18 protein-coding genes and 1 pseudogene are annotated in these 16,575 nt (G+C 68.2%); 9 read left to right on the top strand and 10 right to left on the bottom strand.

Annotation, left to right across the window (positions count from 1 at the left end; all coding sequences use genetic code 11):
• The first annotated feature begins 101 nt into the window (after positions 1–101).
• Positions 102–1,556: a transporter substrate-binding domain-containing protein gene (locus OIE13_RS20560; protein ID WP_326828576.1), complete on the top strand. Its 1,455-nt coding sequence runs from the start codon at positions 102–104 to the stop codon at positions 1,554–1,556.
• Positions 1,553–2,659 (top strand): hypothetical protein, encoded by a 1,107-nt coding sequence (locus OIE13_RS20555; RefSeq protein ID WP_326637429.1) that lies wholly within the window; start codon positions 1,553–1,555, stop codon positions 2,657–2,659. Before OIE13_RS20560 ends, OIE13_RS20555 begins: the two co-directional genes overlap by 4 nt.
• On the opposite strand, the gene OIE13_RS20550 is transcribed toward OIE13_RS20555, so the two are convergent.
• Complete coding sequence (locus tag OIE13_RS20550; protein ID WP_326637431.1) at positions 2,653–2,898, bottom strand: DUF2630 family protein; 246 nt, start codon at positions 2,896–2,898, stop codon at positions 2,653–2,655. The two genes, OIE13_RS20555 and OIE13_RS20550, sit on opposite strands and share 7 nt — an antisense overlap.
• A gap of 284 nt (positions 2,899–3,182) precedes the next feature.
• Between OIE13_RS20550 and leuA the strand changes: the two genes are divergently transcribed.
• The 3 genes from leuA to OIE13_RS20535 all read left to right on the top strand — a co-directional run bounded on the left by leuA (position 3,183) and on the right by OIE13_RS20535 (position 7,118).
• A complete protein-coding gene (gene leuA, locus OIE13_RS20545) occupies positions 3,183–4,895 on the top strand; it encodes a 2-isopropylmalate synthase (RefSeq protein WP_326637433.1) in 1,713 nt (570 codons plus the stop codon).
• Between the two features lie 833 nt (positions 4,896–5,728).
• A complete protein-coding gene (locus OIE13_RS20540) occupies positions 5,729–6,037 on the top strand; it encodes an SSI family serine proteinase inhibitor (protein WP_326637435.1) in 309 nt (102 codons plus the stop codon).
• 439 nt (positions 6,038–6,476) lie between these two features.
• Positions 6,477–7,118, top strand: coding sequence for a hydrolase (locus tag OIE13_RS20535; RefSeq protein WP_326828575.1), 642 nt, complete (start codon positions 6,477–6,479; stop codon positions 7,116–7,118).
• 30 nt (positions 7,119–7,148) lie between these two features.
• Here OIE13_RS20535 and OIE13_RS20530 read toward each other — a convergent pair whose 3' ends face one another.
• Both OIE13_RS20530 and OIE13_RS36770 read right to left on the bottom strand, forming a co-directional pair.
• Positions 7,149–7,706, bottom strand: a complete 558-nt coding sequence (locus OIE13_RS20530; protein WP_326637441.1) for a LuxR C-terminal-related transcriptional regulator — start codon at positions 7,704–7,706, stop codon at positions 7,149–7,151.
• A gap of 49 nt (positions 7,707–7,755) precedes the next feature.
• Positions 7,756–7,962, bottom strand: a pseudogene (locus OIE13_RS36770) (ATP-binding protein); the annotation flags it as partial.
• Between the two features lie 32 nt (positions 7,963–7,994).
• Here OIE13_RS36770 and OIE13_RS20525 point away from each other — a divergent pair.
• Positions 7,995–8,198, top strand: a complete 204-nt coding sequence (locus tag OIE13_RS20525) for a D-arabinono-1,4-lactone oxidase (protein ID WP_326647008.1) — start codon at positions 7,995–7,997, stop codon at positions 8,196–8,198.
• Between the two features lie 44 nt (positions 8,199–8,242).
• Here the strand turns inward: OIE13_RS20525 and OIE13_RS20520 are convergent, their stop codons facing one another.
• Positions 8,243–9,049 (bottom strand): nucleotidyl transferase AbiEii/AbiGii toxin family protein, encoded by an 807-nt coding sequence (locus OIE13_RS20520; protein WP_326830304.1) that lies wholly within the window; start codon positions 9,047–9,049, stop codon positions 8,243–8,245.
• Positions 9,050–9,131: 82 nt separating this feature from the next.
• A complete protein-coding gene (locus OIE13_RS20515; protein WP_326637446.1) occupies positions 9,132–9,773 on the bottom strand; it encodes a type IV toxin-antitoxin system AbiEi family antitoxin domain-containing protein in 642 nt (213 codons plus the stop codon).
• A gap of 96 nt (positions 9,774–9,869) precedes the next feature.
• On the opposite strand from OIE13_RS20515, the gene OIE13_RS20510 reads away from it, so the two are divergent.
• Positions 9,870–10,097 (top strand): hypothetical protein, encoded by a 228-nt coding sequence (locus OIE13_RS20510; protein ID WP_326637448.1) that lies wholly within the window; start codon positions 9,870–9,872, stop codon positions 10,095–10,097.
• Between the two features lie 196 nt (positions 10,098–10,293).
• Here OIE13_RS20510 and OIE13_RS20505 read toward each other — a convergent pair whose 3' ends face one another.
• The 4 genes from OIE13_RS20505 to OIE13_RS20495 form a co-directional block, all read right to left on the bottom strand.
• The gene (locus OIE13_RS20505) at positions 10,294–10,506 is read right to left on the bottom strand and encodes a DUF397 domain-containing protein (RefSeq protein ID WP_326637449.1); all 213 of its coding nucleotides are present in this window, start codon (positions 10,504–10,506) and stop codon (positions 10,294–10,296) included.
• Positions 10,494–10,739 carry a Scr1 family TA system antitoxin-like transcriptional regulator gene (locus OIE13_RS36765; RefSeq protein ID WP_442816073.1) on the bottom strand — a complete coding sequence of 82 codons (246 nt, stop codon included), beginning with the start codon at positions 10,737–10,739 and terminating at the stop codon, positions 10,494–10,496. Before OIE13_RS36765 ends, OIE13_RS20505 begins: the two co-directional genes overlap by 13 nt.
• 361 nt (positions 10,740–11,100) lie before the next feature.
• Positions 11,101–13,344 carry a DUF262 domain-containing protein gene (locus tag OIE13_RS20500; protein WP_326828574.1) on the bottom strand — a complete coding sequence of 748 codons (2,244 nt, stop codon included), beginning with the start codon at positions 13,342–13,344 and terminating at the stop codon, positions 11,101–11,103.
• Positions 13,345–13,415: 71 nt separating this feature from the next.
• On the bottom strand, positions 13,416–14,114 hold the full coding sequence (locus OIE13_RS20495) for a TetR/AcrR family transcriptional regulator (RefSeq protein WP_326637453.1): 699 nt from the start codon (positions 14,112–14,114) through the stop codon (positions 13,416–13,418).
• 114 nt (positions 14,115–14,228) lie between these two features.
• Here OIE13_RS20495 and OIE13_RS20490 point away from each other — a divergent pair, with 114 nt between their 5' ends.
• Positions 14,229–14,573, top strand: a complete 345-nt coding sequence (locus tag OIE13_RS20490) for a YrdB family protein (protein WP_326637455.1) — start codon at positions 14,229–14,231, stop codon at positions 14,571–14,573.
• An 8-nt stretch (positions 14,574–14,581) separates the two neighbouring features.
• Positions 14,582–15,031, top strand: a complete 450-nt coding sequence (locus tag OIE13_RS20485; protein ID WP_326637457.1) for an NAD-dependent epimerase/dehydratase family protein — start codon at positions 14,582–14,584, stop codon at positions 15,029–15,031.
• Positions 15,032–15,138: 107 nt separating this feature from the next.
• Here the strand turns inward: OIE13_RS20485 and OIE13_RS20480 are convergent, their stop codons facing one another.
• Positions 15,139–16,407 carry a Glu/Leu/Phe/Val family dehydrogenase gene (locus tag OIE13_RS20480; RefSeq protein WP_326828573.1) on the bottom strand — a complete coding sequence of 423 codons (1,269 nt, stop codon included), beginning with the start codon at positions 16,405–16,407 and terminating at the stop codon, positions 15,139–15,141.
• Positions 16,408–16,575: the final 168 nt, after the last annotated feature.

Raw genomic sequence — 16,575 nt, 5'->3', positions numbered from 1 at the left:
CATATCAAGAAGGTCGTGCTTGATCTCTTCTTGATGAAGAACCTCCCACTGTGGGCGATGGCGACATAACCTACCCAGCAAAAAGGGAGTCCGGGGGGGTCATGGCGGAGGAACCTGCGGACGCGGGAACGCGAGCGGAGGGGACACCGACCCCTTCCGAGCACCACGGTCGCTCCGACCGGCAGGGCGGTCGCGGGGGCGGCGGACCGGCCGGCGACGAGCGCGAGGGGCGATCCGGCGGCGGGACCGGCAGGTCGCCCGGTGACGAGAGCCGAGGCCGGGATGTCGATGAGCATGATCGACAGTCAGGTGACGACCGTGGCCGGCGGTCCGATGATCGACATGACCGTGAGCGGCGCTTCGACGGCCGATACGAGCGTGACCGGTGGGACGACGACGGGCACGGTCACGAGCGGCGGTCCGACGAGCGTGACCGGTGGGACGACGACGGGCACGGTCACGAGCGGCGGTCCGACGAGCGTGACCGGTGGGACGACGACGGGCACGGTCACGACCCACGGCCCAAGGACGCGCGGGTCTTCGAGGACGCGTACCCCGGGATGCCGGCCGGGCCGTTCGCCAGGCGCGGGTTCCGGCGGTTCCGGCTGACCGCCTGGATCGCGCTGGTCGTCGCCGCGGTCGTGGTCGGGGTGTCCATCACGTGGGTGAACGGGCCGCCCACCGAGGCCGAGCTCCGGGAGAAGGCGGGACTCCTCAGCAAGGACAGGCTCCGGATCGGCGTGAAGGACGACACCCCGGGCATCGCCCTGCGGTCGAAGGACGGGTCCGGCTTCGAGGGCTTCGACATCGACATCGCCTACCTGATCGCGGCGGATCTGGGCTTCCGGCGCGACCAGGTCGAGTTCATGTCCATCGAGACCGAGGACAGGGCGCGGATGCAGGCCCGGAATGGGAACGGGGAATTCGTCAGGGTCGACCTCGTGGTGGCGACCTTCAGCGTGACGCCCGCCCGCAAGGCGGACCCCTCCGTCGGCTTCTCCACGCCCTACCTCTTCACCGAGCAGTCGGTGGTGACCAGATCCGACTACCAGGACGAACACGTCGCCTCCCTGGGGCAGCTTGAGGGCAGGAAGGTCTGCTCGCTCGGCACCTCGACCTCCCTGACCGAGCTGAGCAAGGCGATAAGGGGCAACCCCATCGCCGAGGGCTTGATCAGCAAATGCGTGGAACGTCTCCGGAGGGGCGACATCGACGCGGTGACCACCGACGCGGCACTCCTGGCCGGGTTCGTCACGCAGGACAGGAACCTGCGCCACCACGACATCGCGCTGGAGAAGACGGAGATGTGGGCTGTCAACGCGGGTCCCAACGCCGCGCTGCGCACCCTGGTCGACCTCGCGCTCTACCGTTCCTACGCCGACCCGCAGAACCAGCGCTGGGAGGAGGCGTACAAGGCCCACATCGAACCGCTGCTGAAGACCAACCCGGGGGTGAACGTGGCCCAGGCGGAGCAGCCGTGCGCGCTTCCCCCGCCGGTGCGCCGCTGGCCATGGGAGCGGACCCTCCCCGCCCGGGATTGTCCCTCCGCCCCTTGAAGACCGACAGGCGGGTCAGGAACGCGCCGAGGAACCAGGAGTGGTTCCTCACGCTGCTGCCGGTGTTCCCGATCATCCTGCTGGTGATGCGGCTGTGGTACGCCAGCCGACAGGACACCCAGACGCTGCTCCTGCTCGTGCAGACCATCAGCCCGCTGGGCATGCTGAGCGCGATCCTGCTGACCACGGTGTGGGTGCTGCCCGTCGTCGTCGTCGGCGGCCGGCTCCTCGGCACCCTCTGCTGGATCAGCACGGGCCGTTCCTCATGGCTGGTGCGCGCGGCCCAGCGGCTGCCCGGCTGGGTCGCGGGCCTGGCCGTCGTGGTGGGCGTGGGCACCTGGCAACTGCGCTTCCTGCCGACGCTGATGATGCTGTCGCTCGCGCTGGCGGGCCTGATCGTGCGCGAGCGGTTCCCGGACCACGAGGAGTTGCGGGTCACGTTCTGCTACGCGCTGCCGCTGATCGCCGCGGTGCTGTCGTACGTGCTGCTGTGGCCGGCCGTCGTCACCGCGTTCGCCGAGCGGGACGTGGCGACCGCGATCCTGCTGACGCTCCCCCCGGTGTGCGCGCCGCTGCTGACCGGCCCGGTGCCCGCGGCGTCGGCCAGGGTGCTGACCCACGGCATCGCGATCGCGATGGCGGTGTTCACCCCGTTCCTGGTCGGCGCGGTCGTGATGAGGGCGCCGATCCTCCCGCTGATCGCCCTGGAGATCACCGGGGAGAAGTCCCCCGAGGTGGTCGTGGGCTACATGGTCGCCGGCGACGACCTGATGACCACGGTCCTGCACCGTGACGGTGCCGTGAGCTTCATCCCCAACGACCGGCTGCGGTCGAAGGTCCTCTGCCCCGACCCCGGCGAGGTGCCCAGGACGTGGGCGAACCTGCACGGCTGGTACGTCGAGCAGAGTGTGATCTCCTGGCTCGCCCCGGTCTCGCAGCGGGCCTCGGCCGACTCGCGCTGCGATGGCCGCCCGGTGGAGGAACCCGCCCCCGCCTCACCGTCCCCGACCCCGACAGGGTCTTTCGGTCCGGACGGTCACCGACGGTGGTCTTCGACACCGCCTCCGGCCTCGGCTGGGTCTTTCGATCCGGACGGTCACTGACGGTAGTCTTCGACCTCGTCGATCGGGCGGGGAGCGGCGGAGTCGGGGTCCTCGCCGAACTCGCGGCGTGCCCGGCGCTGCCTGAGCAGGTCCCATGCCTGGTCGAGAGCCTCCTCCAACTGTCTGATCCGGTTGTTCTCCTCGTGCGAGGAGATCGAGTGCGAGGTCAGCTTCTTCCGGAGCTCCCGCTCCTCGACGATGAGCTCGTTGATGTGGGCGAGGATGTCGCCGTCCCTCATGTCGGTTCCCCCTGTCAGAGTTCATCTGGACTGTATCCAATCAGCGGGTGATCGCACGGTTGGAAACCGAGTCGACGGCGGTGGCGTGATTCGCGTCGAAGATCTTCGAGTCCCGCCATGTGAGACCGTGGCCCGGGCATTCGGAACCGTCTGATAGCGTGCTGTGCATGCTGCGCGGGCTTCTTCTTAGCTGCCGCGACGAGGGCCTGTAAGGGCCGGCTCCCTCGTCGCGGAGCGAGCCATGCGTGTCGGCCACGATTGTTTTCCAGTCGAGGAGCCTTTGCATGTATCCGCAGCAGCAACCCAGTCCCATGCCGTTCAAGCGCTACGAGTCCTTCACCCCGATCCGGCTGGCCGACCGCACCTGGCCGGGCAAGGTCATCGAGCGGGCACCCCGGTGGTGTGCCGTCGACCTGCGTGACGGCAACCAGGCGCTGATCGACCCCATGGACTCCCACCGCAAGCTCAAGATGTTCCAGCTGCTGGTGAAGATGGGTTACAAGGAGATCGAGGTGGGCTTTCCCGCCGCCTCCCAGACCGACTTCGACTTCGTACGACAGATCATCGAAGAGGATCTGATCCCCGACGACGTGGTGATCCAGGTCCTGACCCAGGCCAGGCCCGAGCTGATCGAGCGGACCTTCGAGTCGGTGCGCGGGGCCAAGCAGGCGATCATCCACCTGTACAACTCCACCTCCACCCTCCAGCGCAGGGTCGTCTTCGGCCAGGACCGCGAGGGCATCACCGCGATCGCGGTCGAGGGCGCCAAGCTCTGCAAGAAGCTGGCCGCCGAGCTGGAGGGCACGGAGATCTACTTCCAGTACTCCCCGGAGTCCTTCACCGGCACCGAGCTGGAGTACGCGGTGGAGGTCTGCGACGCCGTCAACGACGTGTGGCAGCCCACCCCCGACCGCAAGGTCATCATCAACCTGCCCGCCACCGTCGAGATGGCCACGCCCAACATCTACGCCGACCAGATCGAGTGGATGCACCGCAACCTGGCCTATCGCGACTCGATCGTGCTGTCCCTGCACCCCCACAACGACCGGGGCACCGCCGTCGCCGCCGCCGAGCTGGGCTACATGGCCGGGGCGGACCGGATCGAGGGCTGCCTGTTCGGCAACGGCGAGCGCACCGGCAACGTCTGCCTGGTCACGCTGGGCATGAACCTGTTCTCGCAGGGCGTCGACCCGGAGGTCGACATCTCCGACATCGATGAGATCCGCCGGATCACCGAGTACTGCACCCAGCTGCCCGTCCACCCGCGCCACCCGTGGGGCGGCGAGCTGGTCTACACCGCCTTCTCCGGATCCCACCAGGACGCCATCAAGAAGGGCTTCGAGCACCTGGAGCGTGACGCGGCCGCCGCGGGCGTCCCGGTTGAGGAGTTCACCTGGGCGGTCCCCTACCTGCCGATCGACCCCAAGGACATCGGACGCACGTACGAGGCGGTCATCAGGGTCAACAGCCAGTCGGGCAAGGGCGGGGTCGCCTACATCATGAAGGCCGACCACCAGCTGGACCTGCCGCGCCGCCTGCAGATCGAGTTCTCCCGCGTCGTCCAGGGCCGCGCCGACGCCCTCGGCGGCGAGGTGAGCCCGGCCCAGATGTTCGAGGTCTTCGCCGACGAGTACCTGCCGAACGCGGCCGGCCCGTGGGGCCGGCTGGGCCTGCTGGCCCACCGCACCGTCTCCCGGGGCGACGAGAAGGACGCGATCAGCGTCGACCTGCGGGTCGACGGGGAGATCCGGGAGATCGAGGGTGTCGGCAACGGCCCCATCTCCGCCTTCTGCGAGGCGCTGGCCAGGGTCGGCGTCGAGGTTCGCGTCCTCGACTACGCCGAGCACGCCATGAGCGCCGGAACCGACGCCAAGGCCGCCTCCTACATCGAGTGCGAGATCGCCGGCCAGACCCTGTGGGGCGTCGGCATCGACGCCAACACCACCGCCGCCGCCCTCAAGGCCGTCATCTCCGCCGTCAACCGCGCCACCCGCTAGGACGGCCTTCCGCGCTGTCCCCGGCACGATCCGCCGGGGCAACGCGCCTGACAACGACCCACAAGGTCATCTGTCGCCTACTCGACCGCGCCTCCCGCGTAACCCGCGGACGCGCGGTCGAGTCGTTTCACCCTTCCGTGGCGGCGACCGGCGGTGCGAACCGGGTTCGATCGACGGCCGAGGCCTTTCCAAACTGGTGAATTCATGGCATTCCACGGCGAGTCGCTCCGAGGTACCCCATCGTTAGCGACATAGCATCTTTGCAGCTCAGGGTGTAATTCGCTCCCCCCGAACAAACCGAAAGCGACATTTTCGGCTATGTACGAAATTCGTATTCATCGGGGGAATTCATGCGATGTATCTTCGGCCTGGCCACCGCCGGGCTCGTCCTTCTCAGCGGCACGACGGCCGCCGCGGACGCGCTGCCGCAACCGCCGGGCCGCGGGCCCGCCCCGGCCGCGGGCCGGCCGATCGCCGATCCACCTCCGTGGCCGCCGCGGCCGATGCCGCCGGGGCCCGGATCGATCATGCTGCCCCCGCGACCGCCGACGCCTCCGGGGCCCGGGCCGCTTCCTCCGGGGCCCGGGTCGATGATTCCACCCCCGCGACCCCCGTTCCCGCCACGGCCTCCGCTCCCGTGGCCGCCCGGAACGTGGGGTCAGCCGATCCCGCCTCGCCCGATCCCGCCTCCGCCGTGGCCGACTCCGTGGCCGCCGCGCCCGTTCCCGCCCAGGCCGACCGGATGGCCGATTCCGCCGTGGCCGACTCCGTGGCCGCCGCGCCCGATTCCGCCCCGCCCGACCGGGTGGCCGATTCCGCCGTGGCCCGTGACGGTGGGCGTACCACTGGGCAGGGATCTATCGCTGACCATCGCGGGCAGGTCGGGCACCCGTAGCGTTCAGCTCAGTTGCTCGCCGGTCTTCGGCACGCACCCGCGCGCGGCGGACGCGTGTGCGGCGCTCTACCCGGCGCAGGGCGACCCGGCCCGGGTCAGGCCGACGTGGATGGGGTGCGCGCGGGTGTACGACCCCACGACGGCGAGCGCGACCGGCATGTGGGACGGCCAGTACATCCAGTACCGGCGGACCTTCAGTAACGAGTGCGACATGCACGCCGCCACAGGTCCGGTCTTCGACTTCTAGACCCGACTTTTGCGGATCCGGGACAGGAGAGCAGTCACTCATCGGCGCCTGGAGAGGATCAGGCCGGCCCCGTCGCACCTTCGCCGCGAAACGGCGGGAGCCGTCGGCGACCTGATCGCCGGTAGAGGTGATCGTCGATCCAAGGAACATCGGCTCGTACGGTGGCGGGCCTCCCGCCACCGTACGAGCCTGACCTACCGTTGGCACGGTGATGTCGCCGTCGTGCCCCACCCGACCACCGGTCCTGACCCGTGCCCCGCACGGCCACCCGAGTTCGACCCGGTACGCGGCACGGTCACGGTCGGCGCCGGGCGATGGATCGAACGGCGGTGTCCCGTCCCGGCGCGTTCACCTGGCAAGAGCAGTAGGTAGTTTTCGCAGAGGCGGAGGGGCTCCGATCGATGCAAGCATCACCTTGTCGCTCGAAAGGAGCCAGAAAGTGCCCACTAACCCGTACATCGGCCTTGAAGCTCTATCCACCCCCGACAGCGCCGTCCTGCTGCTGATCGACCATCAGGGTGCCCAGTTTGCAGGTCTGCAGAGCCATGACGGCAACTTGGTGATCAACAACACTCTCGCCCTGGCCAAGGCGGCGAAGCTGTTCGGCATCCCCACCATCTTGACGACCGTGGTCGCCGATCGGGGTGGCCGTCTTCTCCGTTCGCTGCAGGACGTCTTCCCCGATCAGGAGCCGATTGACCGCACCACCCAGAACAGCTGGGAGGACCAGCGAGTGGTGGAGGCGGTGGCGGCGACGGGGCGTAAGGACCTCGTCATCGCCGGCCTTTACACCGACATCTGTGTGGTCTTCCCCGCGGTGCACGCGATGGCTGACGGATATCGGGTGATCGCCGTGACGGACGCCTCCGGCGCCACCTCGATGGAAGCGCACGAGCGCGCGGTACAGCGCATGGTGCAGGCGGGTGTCATCCCCAGCGCTGCCGTCACCATGCTCGGCGAGTGGCAGCGCGACTGGGCCAGGGAAGAGACCGTGCCGGGCATGGCCGAGATCTTCTTCGCGCACGGCGGCAGCTTCGGGGCGGCCCTCGCCTGGGAATTCCAGCTCCTCGGCCTTAAATGAGCGCTGCGAGTGTGACCGGGGCCGGGCCGGTCACACTCGCAGGTTCATGTCTCGCAGCTGCCTGCGCGAGTTGATGCCCAGCTTCCGGAAGATGTTACGCAGGTGAGCCTCGACGGTTCGTGGACTGAGGAAGAGCTCGGCGGCCACTTCCCTCGAGGTCCGGCCTCTCGTCACCAGGTGGGCGATGTTCGCCTCCTTCGAGGTGAGGACGTCGATGGCCGGCCTGGTGCCGCCGGCCGGACGTTCACCCAGTGCGCGCAATCGGCGGGCGGCCCGGGTGGCGAATCCCGTTGCGCCCATGGCGTCCAGCAGCCGATGCGCCTCTTGGAGCCGGGCACGCGCCTCGGCGCGACGGCCGGTGCGGCTCAGCCATTCGCCGTACAGCAGGTGAGTCCGGGCCAGTTGCACGTTCACGCGGGTTCGGCCCAGCCGGGCGCAGGCTTCCCGGTAGAGGTCGTCCGGGTCGTCGGATAGCAGGGCGCGGCTGCGCAGCAGGACGCCCAAGCCCCAATCGGTGCCAGATGCTTCGGTAAGTGCGGCGAGTTCGTCCACAGCGGGGATGGCCAGGTCCGCCCGCCCCGTGAGCACCGCGGCCTCGATGAGCTCGGGGAGCGCGGCCGCGCTCCAGCTCGTGCAGGGCGGCGAAGGCCAAGGCGGACTCCGATCGGGTTCCCCTGCCGCTCAGGACGACGAACCCCTCGGCGCGATCCTCGATGTACCGGAGCAACGCCGTCTTGCCGATGCCTGGATCGCCCCAGAGCACGCGGGCCCCGCCCTGCCCTCGCTTGGCCCCGTCAAGAAGACGGTCGAGGACCGCGGTCTCCCGATCTCTCCCATACAGCACGGTTGAAGATTATCCACTGGTCAGCGGTACTCATGGTGCACTCGTGCCGGGCTCCTGGAGCCCTTCGAGGCCCGCCCCACTGGGGCAAGCTCTTCCTGATGGGCCCCGAGCGCCTGGCGTCCCTGTACGACCGGCTACCGGACTTCCGGCGGCTGGCCGCCGACCACGACCCCACGGGCAAGTTCCGCAACCCGTTCGGGAACGATCGTCTCTTCGCGGGAGCAGAGCCCAGGTAAGGGTTCGGTAGGGCCACAACAGCATGGATCCGCCGGATGGCCGGCTACTGCCAACGCAGTGTGGTCGGTTCCCACGTCCCCGAGGTAACCACCCCGTTGAGCACGGGATCCACGAACCTTCTCGCCAGGAGCAGTGCGGAGTGCAGGTCACGGTATCCGGCCAGACCGGGGGCTGATGCCGCGGCTTTCGCGTATCCGGCTTCCCAGAGGGGTTCGTCGGCCACAGTGACGGTCGTCGGCTGGATCCCCTTCCGCAGTAGCCGCTCACAGCTCAGCGCGGAGTGCATCCGGGCGGCGTCCACAGGGCGGTTGACCGCGATCAGCACGATGTCAACGAGGTCGCGGAAGCGCGTGCTGGGACGATCACTGTGCCATTTCCCGATCGAGTAGATCTTGTCTGCAAGGGTGTCGCACAGCGGGTAGAGGCGATATCGCGGTTGATGTAGCCCAGGAATGCCAAGTGCAACGAGTGGATCAGCATGTTCCACTGTCCCGGTGGAGATCACGCCGGTTACCAGATCTACGTGAAAACGTTCGTAGGGGCGACGTCCGAGAAACGCTGTTACGGAAGCTCGGACCCCCTCCACGCCTTGGATCAGTAGTGAGGGTTGTTGAAGATGGAAGGAGAAGTGGTCGCCAAGGTCCTGGCTCAGGGACGATTGGAGAGCGTGGAATGCCTCAGAGCTGCTGGGGGCCGTTGTACAGAGGTCAAGGTCCGAAGAGTGTCGTGCTGCCTGGAGGAGAGCGAGGATGGATATACCCCCTTTGAGTACCCATCGATCGCTCGATGGCCCGGAGAAGCAGCGGGCAAGCGCTCGGTCATAGGCGAACTGGCGGCGCAGTTGCGACATCGAGTAAGGGCGTTGCGACGCGAGCATTTTGAATCGGGCGGTGAGCGCCGCCTCAAACGCACGGGGAGAGGCGTACGGCATGTTAGTTGTGATGAGGGCTCCCGGGAGATGCTGGTCTGACCAGGCCAATCAGATGATCTAGAAATGTTTCAGCCGGAGTGACGCCGTACGCCGCGGCATGGTGATTTATCGTTTCGGCGACCTCTTCCGGCGTTGAGAGGCCCCTGTCGAGGCTGTCCGTCAGGACGTGCGCCACGTGCTGGCCGTCATGGCGATCCGCGAGCAGGTCGTCGATCAGTCGCGGTATCGAGGTGACGGGAAGTTGATCCACCCACACGACGGATTCCGGGCCAATCGGCCGTGAATGGATCCGGACATCGGGGCGACGAGATCTTCCGCGCCTCTCTCGGGTGAACTCGTGGACCTCATCGGTGAAGTCTCCGACGCCGTGAACGACGGCGGCGCTACCGTGCGAGACGACCCCGGCGCCGATGCCCCGAAGATCGGCCTCGGTCTGTGGTTCGAGCATGAGCCATGCGGCACGCAGTTCGGTGAGCGGACCGGCGGGTGAACCTGAAACGCGGTAGACACCATAAGCGACACGGTTGAGCACTCCATCCTGGGTGAGCCGGGTCATGTCCAGATTGGAGACGCCGTTCTGGACCGCCTGCCTCGTCGTTACAAGGCCCCATTGTGCCTCGCCGATAGAGCCGAGGGTGGCCATTGCGCTACTTCTAGTCATGGCGCAACTCTTTCATATATGAAACAGTTGCGCCATGAGGGTCGTCTGCTGGATGGGGCTCACGCATGGGGCGTGAGCATGCCGAGCGCAACCTCCGGGGTTGGTCGTCGGCCGACCGCCTACACCGGAGTACTCGGCGCCAAGCTCGCGGGCGCGGGAGACGTGCCGATGGAGGACGCGGTGAAGCCCGGCAAGGAGACTCCCGACGACGTTGCCGGCACGCAGCAGCTGCGCGTCCTGCAGCGGGTCCTTCCTGCCGTCACCGGGTCACTCGTCGCCCTCATCTCACTGCACGGGGAACGGTAGCGCCTGGGCGAGGTCATCCGCGGTGCCGCACAGAAGGCGTTCTCCCGGTAGAGGCTGTCGACGGCTCCATAATGATCGTCACCGCGGGGTCGTGGCACGCCTCGGGGATCATGGGCGCCCCGTTAGGAGGAGGGAGACAGGATCCGGTGCTCGTGCCGAGTTCACGCCGGTGAAACCTCGGAAACAGGGGGAGCGGTCAGTCGAATTCGCAACCCTTCACGCCTTTGACGAACGCGTCCCATTCGCCGGGGGTGAAGACCAGTGCGGGGCCGGTTGGATTTTTGCTGTCTCGGACGCCTTTACGGCCGCCGGACAACTCGGCGACTTCAACGCAGTTGCCGCCGTCGGGTCCTGACAGGGAGGACTTGCGCCAGACGGCAGTGTTGAGTTCCTGGGTCAACTCGTCCATCGCTGCGTCGTCTCCTTGATCAATTCTAGGGACTCGCGCTGGGACAGTGCTTCGGAACGAATCCCCTCGTATCTGTATGTTAAAACGCTCACGTCCTCTGGTCGCTCTGTTACTCGGCTCATGACCCCAGCAGACTCGACGTATGCGGTGTCGAAGGTTCCCCGAGCCTGTGCGATGGCGAACCCACCGGCGAGGCCGGTCGTTGAGTATGCCTTGAAGGGAAGAACCTGAATGGTGATCCGGTACCGGATGTAGCCGAAACTTGGGATGGTCGGGAGGTTGATCGGAGATGATTCTTCTAAGCGGGTGAAACCATGAAAGCGACGACTCCGGAGCCGAGGATTCTCGGCAGCATCGATCTGCCCAGCGTTCGTGAATCCGTCTCACGAGCCCGCTCTGAAGTGCGCGAATGGCTCGGTGTCGATCATCCAATGGTCGACGACATCGTACTGGCGACTTCCGAGCTGGTAAAAAACTCGATCAAGCATTCCGATTCCACCTGCGCCGGTGCGACGAACGCCCACCCGGCCCGTTCCTCTTCCGGCCACCGGTCCGGCGGTGAGAGAGTAGGTCTCATCCCCGGCTGCCGGAGCGTCAGGGGGTGGAGACGAGGCCGCGGGTGATGGCCTCCTCGCGGAGGCGTTTCAGCGGGATCGCCGCGCCGTCGCGGTCGATGCGCCAGACGTCCCAGCCGGCGCACGCCTTGCTCCCCGCGGCCGCGGCCCCGGCGGCGGACAGGGAGTGGTACGCCTGGTCCGTCGCCGCCAGCCTGATCCTTCCGTCCTCCTCGATCGTGGCGTGGTGGACCTCGCCCTTGACCGTACGGAAGATCTTGGTGTTCGGCGCTATCAGGCCGCTCCTGATCAGGTCGGCGACCTCGACGCCGTAGTGGCGGCGGGCCGTGGGCGACTCGACAGGAGTCGGGAGCGGGATCACCGGCAGGCGGAAGCCGAGCCTGGCCGGGTTCCAGATCTCCTCGCAGAGCAGCCGGTAGAGGTGCTGGCGCTGTTCGATCTCCCGTACCCCGAAACTGGGGCAGGGCCGGAACGCCTTGTCCAGCCCCGAGTCCTTGAGATAGTGCGTGAACGGGGTGTTGCGCAGGCGGCTCTTGGGGTGCAGGGAGGCCGCGAGCCGGTTCTCCGCGTAGTAGTGCTCGATCTTCCTGTCGTAGGGGTCGTCGCGGAAGCTCGCGTTGATCGACTTGGGCAGGAGCAGCAGGGCGCCGAGGCGGTTGCGCCGGATGTAGAACTCCGCGGTGGTCTTGACGGCGTCCCGGTACCGTTCGAAGCGGTTGGCCCAGATGTGCTCGATCTCGTAGTCGCGCCGCCCCCGCAGGAAGGCGTACTCGTGCTGCCCTCCCTCGCAGGCGCGCTGGACGTGGGCGGTCATCCGGGAGAGCAGGTAGCGGACCACGCGGCGGTTGTTGGCCCGCAGCCCGAAGGAGGCCAGCTCGCGGAAGTCGTGGTCGAGCAGGGAGGTCTCCCGGCCGAGGACCGTGGCGATGTCCTCGGCGGTCCGGCAGATTCGCAGCAGCGGAATCAGCCGGTGGATGACCTCGTCGAGGTCACGGCGCTGCACCGGCAGGTTGTTGACGCATCTGCGCACGTAGAGGAGGTCGAGGAAGGAGGCGACCATCGAGGTCTTCCGGACGAACACCTCGTCGGGGTCCTCGGGAGAGACGACGGAGAGCAGCAGCGTGAACTGGTTGTCGATGCCGTTGTAGCCGTTGAAGTAGACGGCTGCCAGGGCGGGCGTGAACTCCCGGCAGGCGCGGAGCAGCTCGCAGTAGCGTTTCGACACGTCCGTGAGCCTCCGCACGAACCTCTCGGCCTCTGCCGGGCGGCCGAGGCCGAGCTGGACGTCGTTGCGCAGGATCCACTCATGGACGGCCCGCCCGATCTCGGCGGCGTCTTTGGAGTCCTTGTCGAGGTGCGCATACTGCGCCAGCAGGAACGAGCGAACGTACGCGCTGGGAGTGTTGGCCTCGGGGGAGTCGGTCTCCGAGGTGGTGAGACGGGCCAGCATATCGGCCCACTCCCTACCCAGTTCCTCGCGCGGCTGCTCGCCGACCCGCCGGAAGAGATGGCCCTTGAGCAGGTCCACGTGGCTCAGCCGGAGCCCCCGGTCGTTCATCGACACGAAGATCTCGCGGCCGTTCTCCTGGTCCAGTGCCCGGATGCCGACCAGGCAGACCCGGTCCAGCAGCCACCGGACGAAGGGCACCAGGGCCTCGCCCCGTAGCACCTCGGGGAACTCCCCGTCGATCTCCCTGCTCCGGTCGTGCAGGTTGCGCACCGAGATGTGCGCGTCGTCGGGCAGGGTGAACCCCTTGAGACCGTTCCAATCGGTGACCAGGGAATTGAGCAGCTGCGCGCGGGACAGCTCCTCGGAGCTGCCGACCTTGAAGCTCCGCCTGCCGTGCCGCGCCGTGTAGGTGAGCCCTTCCAACTCGTCGACGTTGATCCACATCTCCTGGTCGAGCAGCAGCTGCCGGAGATAGATCAGCACGAGATGGAGGGTGGTGACGCGCTGCTGGCCGTCGACGAGGAAGGTGCGGCCCCTGCTCTCGTGGTAGACGTAGGGGCCCAGGAAGTACGGGGCGTAGCGGCTGGCCTCCTCCTGGTCGTGCAGGGGGTTCCACTGGCTGAGAAAGCGCTGGCTGAGGTCGTCGATCAGGGTGCTGACCTCGTGCCGGGTCCAGGTGTACTCACGCTGGTAGTAGTCCAACGCGAAGGAGTTCCACTCGAAGAGGGTGCGGACCGTCACACCCTCGCCGTGGATGGGACTGTCCACCATGAAGTCGGCAGCGCCTCTCGCCTGTGGGGGGGAACGGCTCATTCAAGAGCCATTCATCTCATTTATCACGCCAGACCCACAAGCGTTACCGATCGCCGCTAAGTCGTGACGTGTCAGGCGGGCAGGCCGAGGGTGCGGGCGTGGCAGCGCATGGTGTGGTCGAAGGCCGCGGTGCGGTCCAGGATCGCGTTGTTGAACTGGCCGAACAGCTCGAAGCTGATCCAGCCGAACAGGCCGGTCCAGGCGATCAGGCCGCGGACGATCACGTCGTCGGGGACGTCGGGCATCAGCTCGCGCAGGCGCGCGGCGTCCTCGCGGAAGGACGGCGGGGCGGGCGGATGGTCGCCGGGAGGGTTCAGGGTTCCGGCCCGATGGGCGTCGGAGACGATCCGGCCGTAGACGACGGTGTCGCGGACCGCGGCGGGGACGGTGTCCTGCGGAGCCTGGTAGCCGGGGACGGGTGAGCCGTACAGCAGGGCGTACTCGTGCGGGTGGGCCAGCGCCCAGTCCCGTACGGCGTGGCAGACCGCCATCCACCTGCCCGTGTGGTCGGTGTGCGGGACGGCTGCGTCGGCGTTCTCCACGGCCTCGCCGAGGGCGTTGTAGCCGTCGATGATCAGGGCCGTGAGCAGGTCGTCCTTGGAGGGGAAGTAGCGGTAGATCGCGGAGGAGGCCATGCCCATCTCGCGGGCGACCGCGCGCAGGGACAGGCCGCTCGCGCCGTCGACGGCCAGCTGCTCTCGGGCGACGTCGGTGATCTCGCGGGTCAGCTCGGCCCTGACCCTCTCCCGTGCGGTGAGCCTCGAAGTCATGCCGTGACCATATCAGAGCACTGGAAAGAAACGAGAGCACTGCTCTTGACGACTGGTGCTCTTTGGCGAGAGCATTGCTCTCATAGCGGAGCGGTAATCTCTGAGGAGCCCCCCATGATGTCCCTGGCCAAGAACACCAACCTGCTCGTCATGTTCCTGCTGGAGTTGGGCGTACTGGCCTCGGTCGGCTACTGGGGTTTCGTCACCGGTTCGAACTGGCCGGTGAGACTGCTCCTCGGCCTTGGCGGGCCGGCGCTGTTCATCGCGGCCTGGGCGATCTTCGGCGCGGCCAACGGCGCGCTGATCCCGCTCACCGGCCTCGCCCGCGCCGTCCTGGAGGTGCTCTGGTTCGGCGGCGGCGCCGTGGCGCTGGTCATGGCCGGCCGCGTCGTCCCCGGGGTCGCCTTCGCCGCCGTCTTCGTCGTCAACGCCGCCCTGCGGCTCGTCTGGAATCAGTGAGGAAGATCATGGCCAAGCACGTCGTCGCGGGAGCCGGTCAGGTCGGCTCCGAGGTCGCCCGGTTGCTGGCCGGGCAGGGACACGAGGTCGTCCTCGTCAGCCGCTCGGGCTCGGGACCCGAGGTGCCGGGCATCCGCAGGGTCGCCGCCGACGCGGGCGACCGCGCGGGACTGACCGCCCTGACCGAGGGCGCCGCGGTCCTCTACAACTGCGTCAACCCGCCCTACCACCGGTGGGCGCGCGACTGGCCGCCGCTCGCCGCGTCGCTGCTGCGCACCGTCGGGGCCTTCTCCCCGATGCTCGGTGAGCTGGAGGAACTGCGCTACCAGTTCGTCCGGCCCTTCGTCCTGGACTCGGGCGACTTCCAGGCCGCCTTCGGCATCGCGCCGACCCCGATGGACGAGGCGCTGGCCGAGACGATCGCGTGGTGGCGTGACCGTCTGGCCGCGGCGGCGTAGGGACGCGGTCGCCTGCCGTACGGCGCGTGCGGCGGCGCGGGGGTCGAGGCGGCCTTCGTGCACGTCGCGACGGAGGCGCACGGAGAGGTCGTCGAGCCGCTTCGGGGTCAGAGCCCGCGGGCCCGGTGCGCCTCGGCGACCCGGCCGACGCCGATCACGTGGGCGGCCTGGCGCAGGGTGATCCCGCACTCGGCCGAGACCGCCGTGACCGTGTCGAACGCGTTCTCCACGAGACCGCGGAGCCTCGCGTCCACCTCGCGTGCGCTCCAGGAGCGACCCTGCGCCTCCTGCAGCCACTCCAGGTAGGAGACGATCACGCCGCCCGCGTTGGCCAGGATGTCGGGTACCACGGTGATGTCCGCGTCGGCGAGGACGCGGTCCGCCCCGGGCGTGAGGGGGCAGCTGGCACCCTCCACGATCAGACCTGCCCTGATCCGGGGGGCGTTCTCCTCGGTGATCGCCCCTTCCAGGGCCGCGGGAACGAGCACGTCCACGTCGAGTTCCAGCAGGTCGTCGTGGGACAGCGGGTCCGCCTCGGGGTAGCCGCGCACTCCGCCGGTCTCCTTTGACCACGCCCGCAGGCCGTCGACGTCCAGGCCCGAGCGGTTGACCACGGCCCCGGTGCTGTCGGAGACCGCGACCACGAGACAGCCCGCGTCGGCGAGGTGGCGCGCGGCGGGGGCGCCGACCTTGCCGAAGCCCTGGATCGCGACGGTGCGGCCCTGGGGGGAGCCGCGCATGGCCCTGAGCGTGGCGATCCGCACGCCGCGCGAGGTGGCCTCCACCCGCTCCGGTGCGCCGCCGGAGGTCGTCGGTCCGCCGATCGTCACGCCGGGCACCGGGTAGCCCGCGTTCACCGAGTAGGTGTCCATGATCCAGGTCATGGTCCGCCTGTCGGTGCCGACGTCGGGGGTCGGGACGTCCCGCTCGGGGCCGACGATCGGCAGGACCTCGTTGACGTAGCGGCGGGTGACCCGCTCCAGCTCGCGGGTGCTCAGCGAGGCGGGGTCCACCGAGACGCCGCCCTGGGCGCCCCCGTACGGGAGGCCGGCCAGCGCGCACTTCCACGTCATCCCCATGGCCAGCGCGGTGACCTCGTGGACGTCGGTGCGGGGGTGGAAGCGGATGCCGCCCTTCGCCGGGCCGCGGGTGATGTTGTGCTGCACCCGGAAACCCTGCGCGACGTCCATCCGGCCGTCCTCGCGGCGGACCGGAACCGACACGGTGAGTGAGCGGCGGGGCGTGGCGAGCATGGCACGCAGGCTGTCGTCCAGGCCCAGCCGGTCGGCCGCCTGGTCGAGCTGGAAGAGCGCGGAGTCGAGAGCCTGCCGGCCAGGGCTGGCGGGAGCGGTGGTGGCCGGCGTCGTCGACGGCACCGTGAGCGTCCTCAAAGGAAACCTCCGTACGGAGCACATGGTCACGCTCAGAGTAGGTGCGGTTTTTTGCCTGCGGGGACAGGCAGTGTTTCGTTCTCGTGACCGCTCCCGGGCCCGGTCGCGCCATCTTGACCTGATGATGCGTTGTTATCTGGCGGCCTCTCCGGG

The organism is Streptosporangium sp. NBC_01810 (assembly GCF_035917355.1).
In the GTDB taxonomy this organism is placed as follows: Bacteria; Actinomycetota; Actinomycetes; order Streptosporangiales; family Streptosporangiaceae; genus Streptosporangium.
Note: the sequence above shows the minus strand (reverse complement) of the source record. Positions and strands in the feature narration are given on the sequence as shown.